15 protein-coding genes and 3 pseudogenes are annotated in these 14,379 nt (G+C 72.2%); 12 read left to right on the forward strand and 6 right to left on the reverse strand.

The features are described 5' to 3' along the window. From ACWEVN_RS11990 to ACWEVN_RS12020, 7 genes and pseudogenes are all read left to right on the forward strand, one after another. A pseudogene (locus ACWEVN_RS11990) lies at positions 1–582 on the forward strand (hypothetical protein); the annotation flags it as partial. Between the two features lie 2 nt (positions 583–584). Then, a complete protein-coding gene (locus ACWEVN_RS11995) occupies positions 585–1,343 on the forward strand; it encodes an ESX secretion-associated protein EspG (RefSeq protein ID WP_452051235.1) in 759 nt (252 codons plus the stop codon). 134 nt (positions 1,344–1,477) lie between these two features. Further along, complete coding sequence (locus ACWEVN_RS12000; protein WP_449688171.1) at positions 1,478–1,789, forward strand: hypothetical protein; 312 nt, start codon at positions 1,478–1,480, stop codon at positions 1,787–1,789. Positions 1,790–1,805: 16 nt separating this feature from the next. Further along, positions 1,806–2,726, forward strand: a pseudogene (locus ACWEVN_RS12005) (WXG100 family type VII secretion target); the annotation flags it as partial. A gap of 1,095 nt (positions 2,727–3,821) precedes the next feature. After that, positions 3,822–4,037, forward strand: a pseudogene (locus ACWEVN_RS12010) (transglycosylase SLT domain-containing protein); the annotation flags it as partial. Positions 4,038–4,046: 9 nt separating this feature from the next. Then, positions 4,047–5,228 carry a pyridoxal phosphate-dependent aminotransferase gene (locus tag ACWEVN_RS12015; RefSeq protein WP_452051236.1) on the forward strand — a complete coding sequence of 394 codons (1,182 nt, stop codon included), beginning with the start codon at positions 4,047–4,049 and terminating at the stop codon, positions 5,226–5,228. A gap of 97 nt (positions 5,229–5,325) precedes the next feature. Beyond that, a complete protein-coding gene (locus ACWEVN_RS12020) occupies positions 5,326–5,517 on the forward strand; it encodes a hypothetical protein (protein WP_003096028.1) in 192 nt (63 codons plus the stop codon). On the opposite strand, the gene ACWEVN_RS12025 is transcribed toward ACWEVN_RS12020, so the two are convergent. From ACWEVN_RS12025 to ACWEVN_RS12035, 3 genes are all read right to left on the reverse strand, one after another. Further along, positions 5,514–6,329 carry an SAM-dependent methyltransferase gene (locus ACWEVN_RS12025; protein WP_449681806.1) on the reverse strand — a complete coding sequence of 272 codons (816 nt, stop codon included), beginning with the start codon at positions 6,327–6,329 and terminating at the stop codon, positions 5,514–5,516. The genes ACWEVN_RS12020 and ACWEVN_RS12025 overlap by 4 nt on opposite strands. Before the next feature lie 86 nt (positions 6,330–6,415). After that, positions 6,416–6,994 carry an HAD family hydrolase gene (locus tag ACWEVN_RS12030; protein WP_452051237.1) on the reverse strand — a complete coding sequence of 193 codons (579 nt, stop codon included), beginning with the start codon at positions 6,992–6,994 and terminating at the stop codon, positions 6,416–6,418. A gap of 19 nt (positions 6,995–7,013) precedes the next feature. Beyond that, positions 7,014–8,036 carry a threonine aldolase family protein gene (locus ACWEVN_RS12035; RefSeq protein WP_452051238.1) on the reverse strand — a complete coding sequence of 341 codons (1,023 nt, stop codon included), beginning with the start codon at positions 8,034–8,036 and terminating at the stop codon, positions 7,014–7,016. A 136-nt stretch (positions 8,037–8,172) separates the two neighbouring features. Here ACWEVN_RS12035 and ACWEVN_RS12040 point away from each other — a divergent pair, with 136 nt between their 5' ends. The 3 genes from ACWEVN_RS12040 to ACWEVN_RS12050 are packed head-to-tail and all read left to right on the forward strand — an operon-like array spanning position 8,173 to position 10,016. Further along, positions 8,173–8,682, forward strand: coding sequence for a SigE family RNA polymerase sigma factor (locus ACWEVN_RS12040; protein ID WP_452051239.1), 510 nt, complete (start codon positions 8,173–8,175; stop codon positions 8,680–8,682). Further along, positions 8,675–9,388 (forward strand): hypothetical protein, encoded by a 714-nt coding sequence (locus tag ACWEVN_RS12045; protein WP_452051240.1) that lies wholly within the window; start codon positions 8,675–8,677, stop codon positions 9,386–9,388. The genes ACWEVN_RS12040 and ACWEVN_RS12045 overlap by 8 nt, the downstream gene beginning before the upstream one ends. A 34-nt stretch (positions 9,389–9,422) precedes the next feature. Beyond that, on the forward strand, positions 9,423–10,016 hold the full coding sequence (locus ACWEVN_RS12050; RefSeq protein ID WP_310969499.1) for a TetR/AcrR family transcriptional regulator: 594 nt from the start codon (positions 9,423–9,425) through the stop codon (positions 10,014–10,016). Between the two features lie 57 nt (positions 10,017–10,073). On the opposite strand, the gene ACWEVN_RS12055 is transcribed toward ACWEVN_RS12050, so the two are convergent. From ACWEVN_RS12055 to ACWEVN_RS12065, 3 genes are read right to left on the reverse strand one after another with little or no spacing between them, the layout of a single operon-like run. Further along, entirely contained in the window at positions 10,074–10,778 is a 705-nt protein-coding gene (locus ACWEVN_RS12055) for a FadR/GntR family transcriptional regulator (protein WP_449681811.1), read from the reverse strand. Between the two features lie 49 nt (positions 10,779–10,827). Further along, positions 10,828–11,832 (reverse strand): lactonase family protein, encoded by a 1,005-nt coding sequence (locus ACWEVN_RS12060; RefSeq protein WP_449681812.1) that lies wholly within the window; start codon positions 11,830–11,832, stop codon positions 10,828–10,830. Then, complete coding sequence (locus ACWEVN_RS12065; protein WP_452051241.1) at positions 11,825–12,442, reverse strand: bifunctional 4-hydroxy-2-oxoglutarate aldolase/2-dehydro-3-deoxy-phosphogluconate aldolase; 618 nt, start codon at positions 12,440–12,442, stop codon at positions 11,825–11,827. The genes ACWEVN_RS12060 and ACWEVN_RS12065 overlap by 8 nt, the downstream gene beginning before the upstream one ends. A gap of 67 nt (positions 12,443–12,509) precedes the next feature. Between ACWEVN_RS12065 and ACWEVN_RS12070 the strand changes: the two genes are divergently transcribed. Then, positions 12,510–13,187: an SDR family NAD(P)-dependent oxidoreductase gene (locus tag ACWEVN_RS12070; RefSeq protein ID WP_452051242.1), complete on the forward strand. Its 678-nt coding sequence runs from the start codon at positions 12,510–12,512 to the stop codon at positions 13,185–13,187. 15 nt (positions 13,188–13,202) lie between these two features. Next, positions 13,203–14,348 (forward strand): galactonate dehydratase, encoded by a 1,146-nt coding sequence (gene dgoD / locus ACWEVN_RS12075; protein WP_452051243.1) that lies wholly within the window; start codon positions 13,203–13,205, stop codon positions 14,346–14,348. The last annotated feature ends 31 nt before the right edge of the window (positions 14,349–14,379 follow it).

Genomic DNA, 14,379 nt, shown 5'->3' on the forward strand with positions numbered 1-14,379 from the left:
GGTGCGCCCGGCGCGCAGCCGCCCGGCTCGAGCCCCGCGACGGCGCCGATCAAGTCGCTCGGCGGCGGTGGCGGCGGGACGCCCGGTGGCGCCACCGGCATCGACAGCTCCACCGGCCGCGGCCCGGACGGCCTGCTGGCCAAGGGCCGCACGGTCGGCGCCATGCCGCAGGCCCCGCTGCAACCCGGCCAGTACACCGGTGAACGCGGCTTCGTCGGCAAGCCCGGTGCGACCCCCGGCGACATCGGCGCCGGCGCGGCGGCGATCGGCGCGGGCGTCGCCGGCGGCGCGTTGAGCGGCGACAAGGATCGTCAGCCGCGCGACAAGGGCCGGCCGACGGGCCCGGTGCGGCCGCTGCCGGTCGGCGAGCTGCCCGAAGAAGAGGCCGTCGCGCTGCGGAAGTCCGAGCAGATCAGCCCGAAGCAGAAGCCCGGCGAGGCGAAGTTCCTGTCCGAGGCGGCCCCGCAGGAGGAGGACGCCGAGCACGTCCGCCGCTACGGCGTCGACGACCAGGACCTGTTCGCCGACCAGCGGATGGTTTCCCGTGACGTGCTCGGCGACCACGGCGGGGACGGGCGCTGACCGTGTCGCTCGTCCTGTCGGCCCTCGAGTTCGACGTGCTCTGGGAATCCTTCGATCTGCCCCGGCGGCACGTCGCGCTGGACGTGCCGAGCGACGGAACCACCATGACCGAGCGGCGCGAGCTGGTCGACTCGGTGTGGGGGTCGCTGAGCGAGCGGCGGCTGGCCCGCAACCGGCGGGTGTCCGGCGAGCTGGCCGACCTGCTGCACCTGCTGGCGCGCCCGCAGCTCGGGATCGACGTGTGGGTGTGGGCGGAACGCGAGATCCGCGGCCGCGCGGTCAGCCTGCGCGGTCAGGCGGTGCTGGCGGTGGTGGACCACGGCGAGGTCTGGCTGATCCCGGCGACCGAGGACGGCCTCGCGGAGGCGGCGGTCTCGGTGGCGGGCGACCTGGGCCCGGGCATCGGCCAGACGGTCAGCCTGCCCTACGACGTCGTGACGTCCGCCGACGCGGCGGCGAAGGGTGACGCGAAGGCGCTGGTCACGGCCCTGGAAGACCGCGGGATACCGCTGTTCCAGGCCCAGGAGCTCTCGGGCATGCTGCTCGGCCAGGAGGCCCGCGGCCAGTTCGGCGCGGAACGCACGTCGCGCGACGGCGTGGTCCACCGGGCGGGCCGGGTGGTGGCGTTCTTCGACACCGACGCGGGCCGCTACCTGTTCCAGGTGGGCCGCGACGGCGACGGCCGCGAGTGGGCCACCGTCACCCCGGCGGACAACGCCCTGCTCGCCACGCGGATCCGCGAACTGGTGGCGGAGGCCTGATCCCCGCTGGGGTGGAAGTTGGCGGAGATCCGTACCCGCGTCCCGGGTGAAGTCATAAAGTAAGCGCGGGAACCGTCCTGGTCGGGACGACGTCCGATCGGGCGGAGACAAGTTTCCGAAGGGGATGACGAACCGTGCCTGTCTACGACCCGGACTCGATGGCCATCGCGGCCAGTCAGGTGGAGAAGCTGAAGGACGAGTTCGAAAAGTCCAAGCAGAAGGTCACCGGCCTGGACCACGAGAAGGAAAGCCCCTTCGGCGGGATGGACGAAACGGGCGACGCGCACGGAGCGGTCGGCAAGTTCAAGGACGGCGTGCACAGCCAGTTCGACGCCGCGGGCAAGCACATGGAGGCGCTGGGGTTCGCCATGCGCAAGGCCGCGGGCCTGATCGCCGAAACCGACCAGGTCGGCGCGAGCGATCTGAAATTGCACGTCGACAAGTGATTCTGGGGGCACCACAGTGGGTTTGAACGGGGGCGGCGCCGGAACGCCGGACAACTGGGACGCCTTCATGAAGAAGGTCGACCAGGTCGAAAAGGTCGATTTGGGAAAGATCACCGCGGCGGCGACGCAGTTCCGCGACGCCGGGAAGAACGCCGGTGACCACAACGCTTCCCTGAAGAATTCGACCGACGCGCTCAACGGCAGCGTGTGGGCCGGCCCGGCGGCGGACCAGTTCTTCCAGTACGTCCGCCAGGTCCGCGACGCCGGCACCAAGGTGCAGACCCACCTCGAGGACGTCGCCAAGGACCTCGACGACCTCGCGCGGACCCTCGACCAGATCAAGAAGAACGTCGGGGACAAGCAGCTCGCCGCCGAGAAGGCCGTCAACGAGCGCAACGCCAAGGCCGAAACCGACATCAACAACGCCTTGGCCGCGGCGAAGAAGGCCCACGACGAAGGCAAGCCGGGGCCCAGCCCCAGCGCCGACCAGATCCTGGCCACCGCGAAAACGGACATCCACACCATCACGGCCGGCTTCGACGGCGACGTCACCGGCCTGCAGACCCAGGCCGACACGGCGATCAAGGCCTCGCAGAAACTGATGTCCCAGCAGATCGAGGGCGGCTACGACCAGGTCCCCCTGCCGAGCAGCTCGGCCGCGGCCCCCAAGAGCACGGGCGGCATCCACAGCAACGGCTCCTCCCACGGTGGCGGAGGCGGCGGTGGAGGCGGCGGAGGCGGTGGTGGTGGCGGCCTCGGCCCGAGCGGCGGCCCGCCTTCTTCGCCGCCGCCGGGGAACGTCCAGCAGTGGATCCAGGAAGCGATGAAGGCGCTGCAGGCCGCGGGCATTCCGGTGACGGACGCGGACATCCCGAAGATCTGGGCGATCATCCAGCACGAATCCGGCGGAAATCCCAACGCCATCAACAACTGGGACTGCGTGCCGCTGGACACGCAGATCGTGACCAGGCGCGGGCTGCTGAAGCACGACGCGGTCGAAGCCGGCGACGAGACGATCGGCTACAACCCGGCCACCGGGCGCAGCGAGTGGACGCGGATCACCCGAGTGGTCCACCACGAAGACGCCGAACTCGTCCGGATGGTCAACTCGCGGTGGCAGGCGACCACGACGCCCAACCACCGCTGGCTCACCCTCCCGAGGGTCAGTGTCAGCCGCACCGATCTGCCGGTGGTCTGCCCGGAATGCGGGTGGGAGCCGCGGACGGCGCGGCAGCCGGCCAACGGCGTCGCGGTGCACCGGCGCAAGAAGCACGGCTTCGTTTCACCGAAGCAGGAGCACCGCTACGCGACCGAAGCCGGTTTCGTCACCACCGAGGACGTCCGGTCGCGCGATCGGATCCTCTTGGCGGCGCCCGCCGCCACGGAATCCTCGCTGGACATCAGTGTCTCTGAAGCGGCGATCCTCGGGTGGATCGCCGGCGACGGTCACGTCGAGTCCCGCCGGCACCGCCCGACCATGTCCATCGCGCAGTCGAAGCCCGAAATGGTGGCGAAGCTCCGCAAGCTCCTCGACGGCGTGCCGCACGCGCTGTACGTCGACAACCGCGGCGGGTGCGGGCCCCGGCACCAGTTCCGGCTGGACCACGACTACGCCCGGGACCTGCTGGCGCGCGCCGGGCATCCCCGCGCCGACGCGGTCGCCCAGGTGCTGGCGATGTCCTCCGAGCAGCGCGAGGCGTGGCTCGAGGCCATCACCGACGCCGAAGGCACCCGATACCTGCGGCCCGGGTACTCACGGCCGCAGGTCGTCCTCTACCAGGCGGCCGGTACCGTCCTCGACGCGATCGCGCTGGCCGGTTACCTGTCCGGAGCCCGGCCCCGGGTGCTCCCCGTGGCGCGGAAGAACCAGCCCGAGACCTGGCGTCCGGAATTCTCCGTGCACCTGAACAACCCGATCATCACCGGGGCTTTCCTCGAGAAGGAAGCCGCCGGGCGGGGTGACGTCTGGTGTGTGACCACGGAACTGGGCACCTGGACGGCCCAGGAAGGTGACCACCTCTTCCTGACCGGCAATTCCAACGCGGCCGCGGGGCACCCGTCCAAGGGCCTCATGCAGTGCATCGACTCCACGTTCAACGCCCACAAACTGCCCGGGCACGACAACATCTACAACCCGGTCGACAACATCATCGCCGGTGTCCGGTACTCCTTCGACCGGTACGGCAGCCTCGACAACGTGCCCGGCATCAAGGCCATGGCCCACGGGGGTGCCTACCGCGGCTACTAGCCTGGCCCCATGGCCGACCTCGGAGCTTTCGCCGGGCCCGCGCTGCGGGCCGGCGTGCCGCCCTTCCACGTCATGGACGTCCTCTCCGCGGCCGGGGCGCGGCAGCGCAGCCACGGTGATCTCGTGTCGCTCGCGGCCGGGCAGCCGTCCGCTCCGGCGCCGAAGCCCGTGCTCGAGGCCGCCCAGGAAGCGCTGCGGAAGAGCACGCTCGGCTACACCGAACAGCTCGGCATCCCCGAGCTGCGCGAGGCCGTCGCCGGGCACTACCGGACGCGGTACGACGTCGACGTCCAAGCGCACGACGTCGTCCTGACCACCGGGTCGTCCGGGGGTTTCCTGCTCGCCTTCCTCAGCGCCTTCGACCCCGGCGCCAAGGTCGCCATGGCGCGGCCCGGCTACCCCGCCTACCGGAACCTGCTGTCCGTCCTCGGCTGCGAGGTCGTCGAGTTCGCCACCACCGCCGAGACGAACTTCCAGCCGACCGTCGGACTCCTCGACGAGCTCGGGCCGATCGACGGCCTGATCGTCGCCAGCCCCAGCAATCCCACCGGGACCGTGCTGCCGCCCGGGGAGCTCGCCGCGATCACCGGCTGGTGCTCGTCGCACGGCGTCCAGCTGATCAGCGACGAGATCTACCACGGCATCTCCTACGGCGCCGAGCTCGACTGCGCGTGGCAGTACGGCCGGGAGCCGCTCGTGCTCGGCAGCTTCTCGAAGTACTTCGCGATGACCGGCTGGCGGCTCGGCTGGATGCTCGCCCCGCAGCGCCTCCACCGCGCGATCGACGTTCTGACCGGCAACTTCACCATCTGCCCGCCCGCCGTTTCGCAGTACGCGGCCCTCGCCGCCTTCACACCGGAGGCGTACGCGGAGGCCGACGCGCACGTCGAGCGGTACCGCGCGAACCGGGATTCCCTCTTTGCCGGGCTGCAGCGCATCGGCCTTGACAAGCTCGCCCCGGCCGATGGCGCCTTCTACGCGTACGCCGACGTCAGCGCGTACACGCACGACAGCCTGAGCTGGTGCCAGCGGCTGCTCGCCGACACCGGGCTCGCCATCACTCCCGGCGTCGACTTCGACCCGGTCGACGGCGGCAAGTACGTCCGGTTCTCCTTCGCCGGCAGCGCCGAGGACATCGACGAAGGGGTCCGGCGCCTGGGGGCCTGGCTGGCCAGGGGGAACCCTGAATAAACCCCGAACGTTGGCCGTCCGAGGGGAGTTTCACCGCGCCAGGTGGCAGTGTGGAGGCATCGGGCCGGTGGGGCCACGGGGAGACATCGGAGGAACCATGTTCTGGAAGATCGTCGGCGGCCTGATCGTCGCCTGGGTGGCGTTCATGGTGCTGGGCGCCGTGATCGGCTTCGTGTTCAAGGCCGTCCTGTGGATCGCCATCATCGGCGGCATCGCCTTCCTCGGCGCCGCCGGCTACAAGGCGATCACCGGCGGCAAGAAGGACCCGCGGCGCATCAACCGCTACTAGGGGACCCGCGCCACGCCGGCCAGCGCCGTCCAGTTGACCGGCGTGAGCTGCGCCAGGCGCGGCCCGTCCGGCCACCACTGGTGCGGCGCGGTCAGCCCGGGTTCGAGCAGGTCGAGGCCGTCGAAGAACGACGTGATCTCGGCCCGCGTGCGGTAGAGCGTGTCGAGCCCGATGCGGCCGAAGCGGTCCTGCAGGGAGGTCGCGACGGCGGCCGCGTCGGAGCCGTCGGCCGGGTTGTGCTGGTGCAACAGGAGCAAGTACGAGCCCGGCGCCAGCGCGCCGACGTAGGACTTGACCACCTGCTGCGCCTGGTGGAGGTCGGCGATGTGGTCGACGACCCCGCACAGCACGAGCCCGGCGGGCCGGTCGAAGTCGATGAACCGCGCGACCCCGGCGAGCGTCTCGCCGGGGTTCAGCGGGTCGGTGCCGCAGATGTGCGTGAAGTCGTTGTCGACGAGCAGCGCCCGGCCGTGCGCCTCCACCACCGGGTCGTCGCCGACGTAGACGACGTGCGCTTCCGGGTTGTACTTCTGCGCCACCTGGTGGGTGTTCTCCGCCGTCGGGAACCCCGACGCGAGGTCGAGGAACTGGTCGACGGCCAGCCGCTCGGTCAGGTAGCGGACGGCGCGCACCAGCCACTGCCGCGCTTCCCGGGCCATCGCCGGGGCTTCCGGCGCGATCGCCGTCAGCTGCCGCAGGGCGGCGCGATCGGGCTCGTAGTGGTTCTGCCCGCCCAGCAGCGCGTCGGTGACGCGAGCGATGCTCGGCCGTTCGAAGTCGACGTGGGCCGATGGTCGTTCGCTCGTCGCCATGCGCACCTACCGGGGAGTGTGGGGGACGCCCAGCCTAGGACACGGAGATCACGGCGGGTAGGCGGCCGTGCGGTGCGCGTGAGCCCTCAGTCCAGCCACGCGCGGGCCGCGTCGGCGCCGTTCCAGACGTGGGCCCGGAGCCCGACCGCCCGCGCTCCCTCCACATTGGACTCCCGGTCGTCGAAGAACAGGCAGTCGGCCGGCTCGGCGCCGAGCTCGTCGAGCAGCAGGCGGAAGATCTTCGCGTCCGGCTTGACGCACCGGACGTCGCCGGAGAACAGCGTCACGCGGAACAGCCGCGCCCAGTCCTGCGCGCGGACCCACTCGCCGAACGCGATCGGCGCGTTCGAGAGCAGCGCCAGGTTCGCGCCGGCTTCGGAGAGCGCTTCGAGCAGGGCCTTCGACGACGGTTCCAGGTGCCCCCAGCCCTCGACGTCGATGCGGGTCAGCTCGGCCGACAGCGCCTCGTCGACCGGCGCGCCCACGGCGTCGCCGACCGCCTGCCAGTACTCGAGCGGGGTGCTGCCGGCGTCGTAGGGCAGCCGGTACTCCCAGTACGCCTCCAGGAACTGCGGCAGCGGCGCGCCCATCGCCGCGGCCAGGCCGGGCAGGGCGGCGCTCGGCTTGCTGAGCACGTCGCCGTAGTCGAACACGATCCAGTTCACGCGGTCCCCCGGGACTTCGTCAGGCGCCGGTCTTGATCCGGCGCAGGGCTTCTTCGACGTCGGTCGCGCTCAGGTCCCGGTGGGTGACGAACCGGACCTTGCCCGCCATCGGCACCGCGCGGATGCCGAGCGTGTCGAGCCAGGCCAGCGCCGTCGGGATGTCGGGGACTTCGGCGACCACGATGTTGGTGTCGGGTGTGTTGGTCGGCCAGCCGTATTCGCGCAGGCCGTCGGCGAGCCGCTGGGCGTTCTCGTGCGACTCGGCCAGGTCGGGGATGCGGTCCAGGGCGACCAGGCAGGCCGCGGCCAGCACGCCGCCCTGCCGGACGCCGCCGCCGAGCATCTGCCGCATCCGGCGTGCCCGCTCGACGAACGCCGTGCTGCCCGCGACGACCGAGCCGACCGGTGCGCCGAGGCCCTTGCTGAAGCAGGCCGACACGGTGTCGACGCCGACGGTCAGCGCGGCCGGCGGCACTTCGAGCGCGACCGCGGCCTGCCAGAGCCGGGCGCCGTCGAGGTGCACGGTCAGGCCCGCTTCCTTGGCGACCGACAGCAGCTGGGCGTGCTCGTCCGGCGGCGTCACCGCGCCACCGGCCGCGTTGTGGGTGTTTTCGAGACAGAGCAGCGATGTCCGTAATGTGAAGTACGGCCCGGGTTGTCCGATCGCGGCCGCGAGGGCGTCGGGCGATGGACGGCCCGGGCCGCCGTCGTGCTCGAGGATGTCCGGCATGCCGCCGGCCAGCCACGCCGCCGAGCCCAGCTCGTTGACCAGCACGTGCGCGCCCCGGGTGGCGAGGAACCGGTCGCCGCGCTGCAGGTGCAGGCTCAGCGCGATCAGGTTGGCCATGGTCCCGCTCGGTACCCAGAGCGCGGCCGGCATGCCGAGGACGTGCGCCGCCCGCTCTTCGAGCACGGCGATCGTGGGGTCGCGCTCGAGGACGTTGTCCCCGACCTCGGCGGAGGCCATCGCCGCCCGCATCGTGTCATCCGGGCGGGTGACGGTGTCGGAGCGGAAATCCAGGACGGGCGGGGCGAAGGTCACGTTGCGATCACATCACACCCACGTCGTGGGGATCAATCAGCCCTTGAGTGGTCGAACCCAGTCCGTCCGTGCAACCGTGGACGCCCCTGATTCCGTCCTCCCGGGCGAACGACAACAGAGCGGAGCACGACTGCGCGTGGACCAGCGCGACGAGCAGGAGTTCGCGGAGTACTTCGCCGCCAGGCGGGACGCCGTGCGCCGGACCGCGTACATGCTCTGCGGTGACTGGCACCGGGCGGACGACCTCGCGCAGACGGCGTTCGTGGCACTACACCGGAGGTGGACGAAGATCAGGGATCGCGCGGCGACCGACGCGTACGTCCGCAAGACGCTCGTCCGGGCGTCGATCGACGAATCGCGGCGTCCGTGGCGGCGCGAGTGGCAGACCGAGACGCTGCCGGAGCCGCCGGACGACACGCCCGGCCTCGACGACCTCGTCGCGACCAGGGAAGACCTGCTCGCGGCGCTGAAGGAAGTGCCGCCCAAGCAGCGGGCGGTGCTGGTCATGCGGTTCTTCGAAGGACTCGACGTGACCGGCGCGGCGCAGGCGCTGGGCTGCAGCGAAGGCAACGTGAAGAGCCAGACCGCCCGCGGGCTGGCGAACCTGAGGCAGGTCCTCGAACGGGAGGTGGAGACCAATGGATGAGCAGGAACTGCGCTCGTTGTTCTCCGCCGCGCCGCCGGACGCGCCGTCGCCGACGTTCAGCCGCGACGACGTCGTCCGCGAATCCCGCCGCCAGACCCTGCGCCGCCGGAACCGGATCACCGCCGGCGTGAGCGCCGCCGCGCTGGTCGTCGTCGGCTTCGGCGCGTACGGAGTGCTCGCCGGGGGTACCCCCGAGGCGCTGATCGCGACGGACAACGCCGCTCCCGCGCATTCCGGGCCGGGCGTCGCGCAACCCGGGGACGGCTCGATGCGTCCTGAAGTCGGTGGGGAGTCACCGAACTTCTCGTCCCAGCCACCTCAGCAGGGGGGTGCCGGGGACGGGAAGACCGGCCAACTGGCCGAAGGCGCCTCCGGGTGCGAACAGGTGGACGGGGAGCTCGCCACTGCCCTCGCTGGCGAGCTCCCCGGCCACGTCTCCGCCACCCAGGCCGTCCCGGGCGGCGCCTGTTCGACGGTGGCGCGGTCCGCGGGGTTCCCGGTCCCGGGCGGCGAAGTCGCCGCGGCGGTGTACCCGAAGGGCATCCCGGAGGTCTTCAAGTCCCAGCCGGCCGGCACGGTCACCGCGCGGGTGGGTACCGCGTCCGGCGGGGTGCTGGTGCTGGTCAGCGTGCCGTCCGCGGGGGCGGCGGCGCCGTACGCGGGCCAGGTGGACGGGTTCGCCCGCGATCTCGCGCCCCGGTTCTGAGGCCGGGGCCGCCCGGTTGGCAGAATGACCGGCCATGACCGCTGCGACCACCCCCAAGGGGGAGCGACGGCGCGCCGCGCTCGTCGAGGCCGCCGCGAAACTGCTCGTCGAGGGCGGGTTCGACGCGGTGCGGCACCGGGCGGTGGCCGAGCGGGCGGGCCTGCCGCTCGCGTCGACGACGTACTACTTCGACTCGCTGGAAGACCTGGTCACGGCGGCCGTCGAGCACCACTCGAACGCCGAGCTGGCGACCGGCCGCCGCCGGCTGGAGGAGCTCGCGACCCGCAACCGCGGCGTGCAGGCGACCGTCGACCTGGTGCTGGACCTGCTGCTCGGCCCGGAGAGCGGCGACCAGGCGGCCGACGCCGAAGCCGTCCTCCTGCGCTACGAGCGGCTGGTCGCGACCGGCCGCCGCCCGTACCTGCGGCCGCTGATGCGGACGTTGTCGGCCCAGCTCAACGAGCTGCTGACGGAGATCTTCGCCCGCTCCGGCACCCCCGTCTCGGCGACCGAGCTGGAGCGGCTGGTCGCCCTGGTCGACGGCGCGGTCGTCAACGCCCTGGTCGAGGTCGACCCCGAGCCCCGCGCGGCCGCCGCCCGGATGCTCCAGGCCGCCCTCGCCGAATAGCGCAGCCTGCCGCACCCGGTCGTGAGTGGTAACGCGGGTTAGAACCCGCCTTACCACTCACGAGCGCGTGCGCTGAGCCTTCGCCAGGTCGTCCTGGGCCTTGGTGACCAGCGCGAGCATCGCCTGCTCGGCCGCGGCCGGGTCACCCGCGACGATCGCGTCGAACACCTTCCGGTGGTTCGGCACCGGATCCTCCGCCGCCGGGGAGCCGTGCACGAGCTTGTCCCGCTCGGCCAGCCCGATCGCGATGATCCGTTCCATCCGCACCAGGAAGTTGTTGTGCGTGGCGGCCATCAGCCGCCGGTGGAAGGCGAGGTCGGCCTGGACGCTCGCTTCCGGGTCGTCGCCCGCGGCGGCCATGTCGGCGAGCGCGTCCCGCAGCGCCTCGAGGTCTTCCTCGGAGGCCCGCCCGGCGGCGATCCGGGCGGCGGCGGGCTCGACGACGGCCCGGACCTCGGTGAGCTCGTCGAGCAGCCCGGGATCGTCGGCGGCCGCGGTCTGCCAGCGCATGACGTCGGCGTCGAGCATGTTCCACTTCTCGCGCGGCTGCACGAAGGTGCCGCGCTTCTGCCGGGCGTCGATCATCCCCTTGGCGGCCAGCACTTTGAGCGCTTCGCGCAGCGCGGTGAGGCTGATGTCGAGCTCTTCGCGCAGCGCGGGCAGGTCCAGGACGGTGCCTTCGCCCCACTCGTCGGAGAGGATCCGGCTGGCCAGTGCCTCCACGGTCTGGCCGTGCAACCCGCGGGGCCGGTGTTCGGTCAATGGAGGGCCCTCTCAGCCGGCAGGTGTTGACCGCATTATGGATGCCTGGTCAAGGCAGGGACACCGGCAGCACGAACGTCGGTGACCCCGTCGGGTGGTACCGCAGTTCCGCTTCGCCGGACGCGGTCAGCGTGAACGCCGTGATCGCGTCCTCCGACTGCGCCGCCACGTAACAAGTGCCGTCCACCAGCGCGAAGTGCCGCGGGTTCGCGCCGCAGGGCTGGTCGGCCACCGCGGCCGCGTCGTCCAGCGCGAACTCCGTCACGCAGTCCGGGCCGCGGTTCGACACGTACAGGCGCGAGTCGGCCAGTTCCAGGTGGGCCACCAGGTTGGGCTTCACCGACGACAGCGTCGACGGCGTCGAGGCCACCACCTCGAACGCGCCCGGTGCCTTCTCGCGGACCGTCACCAGCGTCCCGGCCAGCTCGCCGACGACGTACGCCAGGTCCGTGCCCGGCCGGCGCACCAGCTGACGCGGTCCCGTGCCCGGCGGCAGCGAGGACACCGCCAGCGGCTCGAGGGCGCCCGACGACGTCAGCGTGTAGCTGCGGATCTCGTCCGTCCCCAGGTCGACCGCGCTCACGATGGACCCGTCGGGCGACGGGACGGCCATGTGGACGTGCGCCGCTTCCTGGCGGTCGGTCACCGGCCCGCTGCCGCTGTGCTGGACCAGGGCCGTCCGGGCGATCAGCGCGCCGGAGGAGGACAGCGAGAAGACCGCCACGCTGCCGCCGGTGTAGTTGGCGCACAACAGGAACCGGCCGTCGGGGGTCACCGCGAGGTGGCACGGGTGCGCCCCGCCGGTCTCCGCCGTGCCCAGGACCGACAGCTCACCGGACGGGGCGATGGCCAACGCCGTCACGCCGCCGTCCGCGGTCTCGTTGGCCGCGTACAGCACCGGCAACGACGGGTGGCGCACCAGCCACGACGGCGACTCCAGCGGCAGCGAAGCCACTTCGCGCAACGAGCCGGACGGCGACCGCGAGAGCGTCGTGACCCCGGTGCCGTTCCCCGCATCGCCGGTGTAGCACCCGACGAAGACCAGCTCAGCCATGCGCGCTCCTCAACAGCGTCTCGACCCGGGTGGCGACCTCCGCGGCGGTGCCGCGGGTCAGCGCCGAGCCGATCCCGCAGGCGACCGCGCCCGCCGAGAGCCAGCCTGGCACGTCTTCCGGCCCGATGCCGCCGGTGGGTACCAGCGGGGCCTGCGGCAGCGCCGCCCGCACGTCCGCCACCCACGACGGCCCGAGCGCCGACGCCGGGAACACCTTCACCGCGTCGGCGCCTTCCTCCAGGGCCCGCACGATTTCGGTCACCGAGCCGGCGCCCGGCAGGGCTGCCACGCCGTACCGGTGCGCGGTCCGGATCACCGCGGTGTCCACCGACGGGGACACCAGGAACCGCGCCCCCGCGCGGATCGCCAGCACCGCGGACGTCTCGTCGAGCACCGTGCCGGCGCCGATCGTCGCGTCCGGGTAGGCGGCCGCGAGCCCGGAGATCGCGTCCAGCGCGCCGGGGTTCGTCAGCGGCAGCTCGATCGAGCGCAGCCCGGCGCCGAGGGCCGCGCGGGCCGCCTCCACCGCGGACTCCGCGTCGCGCGTGCGCACGATTCCGACGACTCCCTGGCGCAGTGCGTCGGCCATGATTTCCCACCGGTATTTCATGAGTGCAGCCTACCTTGTGAAATCTTAAATTAGGATTTATTCTCGTACTTCAAGAGACGGAGGGACGATGCCGACAGCGGTGGTGACCGGAGCGGCGTCCGGAATCGGGGCGGCGACCGCGCGGAAGCTCATCGAGGACGGCTACCGCGTGCTGGGCGTGGACATCGCCGAGCTCCCAGACGGCGTCACGCCGATCCGGGGTTCGGTGACCGAGGAAGCGACCTGGGCGAACATCGGCGAGGTGGACGCGCTGGTCAGCAACGCCTACGTGCCCAGCACCGGGCCGCTGCACGAGATCGGCCGCGCCGAGTGGCAGCGCCAGCTCGACGTCAACCTGACCGGCGCCTACCTGGCCGTGCAGGCGTGCCTGCCGTCGTTGCGAGCCCGGCGTGGCGCGATCGTGCTGGTCTCGTCGGTGCACGCGCACTTCGGCCTGCCGGGCCACCCCGCGTACGCGGCCAGCAAGGGCGCGCTCGTCGCGCTCGCCCGGCAGCTGGCCGTCGAGTACGCCCCCGAGGTGCGGGTCAACTCCGTGCTGCCGGGGCCGGTGCTCACCGAGGCCTGGGCCCGCATTTCGCCCGAGGACCGCGAACGCAGCGCGCGGGCGACCCCGGCCGGCCGCCTGGGCCGGCCGGAGGAGGTCGCGGACGTGATCGCGTTCCTGCTCTCGGCCGCCGCCTCGTTCGTCACCGGGGCCGAACTGACCGTCGACGGCGGCTGGTCGGCCGCCAAGGATTCCGCGTAGAAACGGGGCACCCGGGTGAAGATCACCGCCATCGAGACGTTCCTGGTCGCACCGCGCTGGCTGTTCCTCAAGGTCAGCACGGACGAAGGGGTCAGCGGCTGGGGCGAGCCCGTGGTCGAGGGCCGTGCGGAAACCGTGCGCGCGGCCGTGCACGAGCTGTCCGACCTGCTCATCGGCCAGGACCCGCTGCGCATCGAGGACCACTGGCAGGTGTTGCGGCGCGGCGGTTTCTACCGCGGCGGCCCGGTGCTCTCCAGCGCCCTCGCCGGGTTCGACCACGCGCTGTGGGACATCGCCGGCAAGGTCCGCAACGCGCCGGTGCACGAGCTGCTCGGCGGGCCGGTCCGCGACCGCGTCCGGGTCTACAGCTGGGTCGGCGGCGACCGCCCGGCCGGCATCCGCGAAGCGGTGGCCGCGCAGGTCGAGGCCGGGTTCACCGCGGTGAAGATGAACGTCGCCGGGCCGATGACGGCGATCGCGTCCCCGGCCGAGGCGGCCGCCGCGGTGGCGCGGGCCTGGGAAGCGCGGGAGGCGCTCGGCCCGCACCGCGACCTCGCGATCGACTTCCACGGCCGGGTCTCGCCCGCGATGGCGCGCCGGCTGGTGCGGCTGCTGGAGGACGTCCAGCCGCTGTTCGTCGAGGAGCCGATCCTGCCGGAGACCCAAGGCGACGCACTGCGCTCGGTCGTCGAGGCGTCCACGGTGCCGATCGCGCTCGGCGAGCGGCTCTATTCGCGCTGGGAGTTCAAGCCGGTGCTCGACGCCGGGGTCGCGGTCGTCCAGCCCGACCCGTCGCACGCCGGCGGCATCTCGGAGCTGCGGCGGATCGGCGCGCTGGCCGAGGTGTACGGCGCTTCGCTGGCTCCGCACTGCCCGCTCGGCCCGATTTCGCTGGCCGCGTCGCTGCAGGTCGCCTTCGCGACACCGAACTTCCTGATCCAGGAACAAAGTGTGGGCATGCACTACCACGAGGGCCGTGAGCCCGGGTACCTCGTGGACCCGTCGATCTTCGCGTTCCAGGACGGCTACGCGGCCCGGCCGCTCGGCCCCGGTCTCGGCATCGAGGTCGACGAAGAGGCCGTGCGCCGGGCGGACGAGACCGGGCACGCCTGGCGCTCACCGGTGTGGCGCCACGACGACGGCGGCTTCGCGGAATGGTGAAACCCCGGGCCGTCACCGCGCTGACCTGCGC

The sequence above is a fragment of the Amycolatopsis sp. NPDC003861 genome (assembly GCF_053605405.1).

Excerpts from the sequence above, each read along its gene's own strand:
- ACWEVN_RS12020 (WP_003096028.1), top strand. The coding sequence starts at position 5,326 with ATGTTCTGGAAGATCGTCGGCGGCCTGATCGTCGCCTGGGTGGCGTTC.
- ACWEVN_RS12025 (WP_449681806.1), bottom strand. The coding sequence starts at position 6,329 with ATGGCGACGAGCGAACGACCATCGGCCCACGTCGACTTCGAACGGCCG.
- ACWEVN_RS12050 (WP_310969499.1), top strand. The coding sequence starts at position 9,423 with ATGACCGCTGCGACCACCCCCAAGGGGGAGCGACGGCGCGCCGCGCTC.
- ACWEVN_RS12065 (WP_452051241.1), bottom strand. The coding sequence starts at position 12,442 with ATGAAATACCGGTGGGAAATCATGGCCGACGCACTGCGCCAGGGAGTC.
- ACWEVN_RS12045 (WP_452051240.1), top strand. The coding sequence starts at position 8,675 with ATGGATGAGCAGGAACTGCGCTCGTTGTTCTCCGCCGCGCCGCCGGAC.
- ACWEVN_RS12015 (WP_452051236.1), top strand. The coding sequence starts at position 4,047 with ATGGCCGACCTCGGAGCTTTCGCCGGGCCCGCGCTGCGGGCCGGCGTG.
- ACWEVN_RS12060 (WP_449681812.1), bottom strand. The coding sequence starts at position 11,832 with ATGGCTGAGCTGGTCTTCGTCGGGTGCTACACCGGCGATGCGGGGAAC.
- ACWEVN_RS12070 (WP_452051242.1), top strand. The coding sequence starts at position 12,510 with ATGCCGACAGCGGTGGTGACCGGAGCGGCGTCCGGAATCGGGGCGGCG.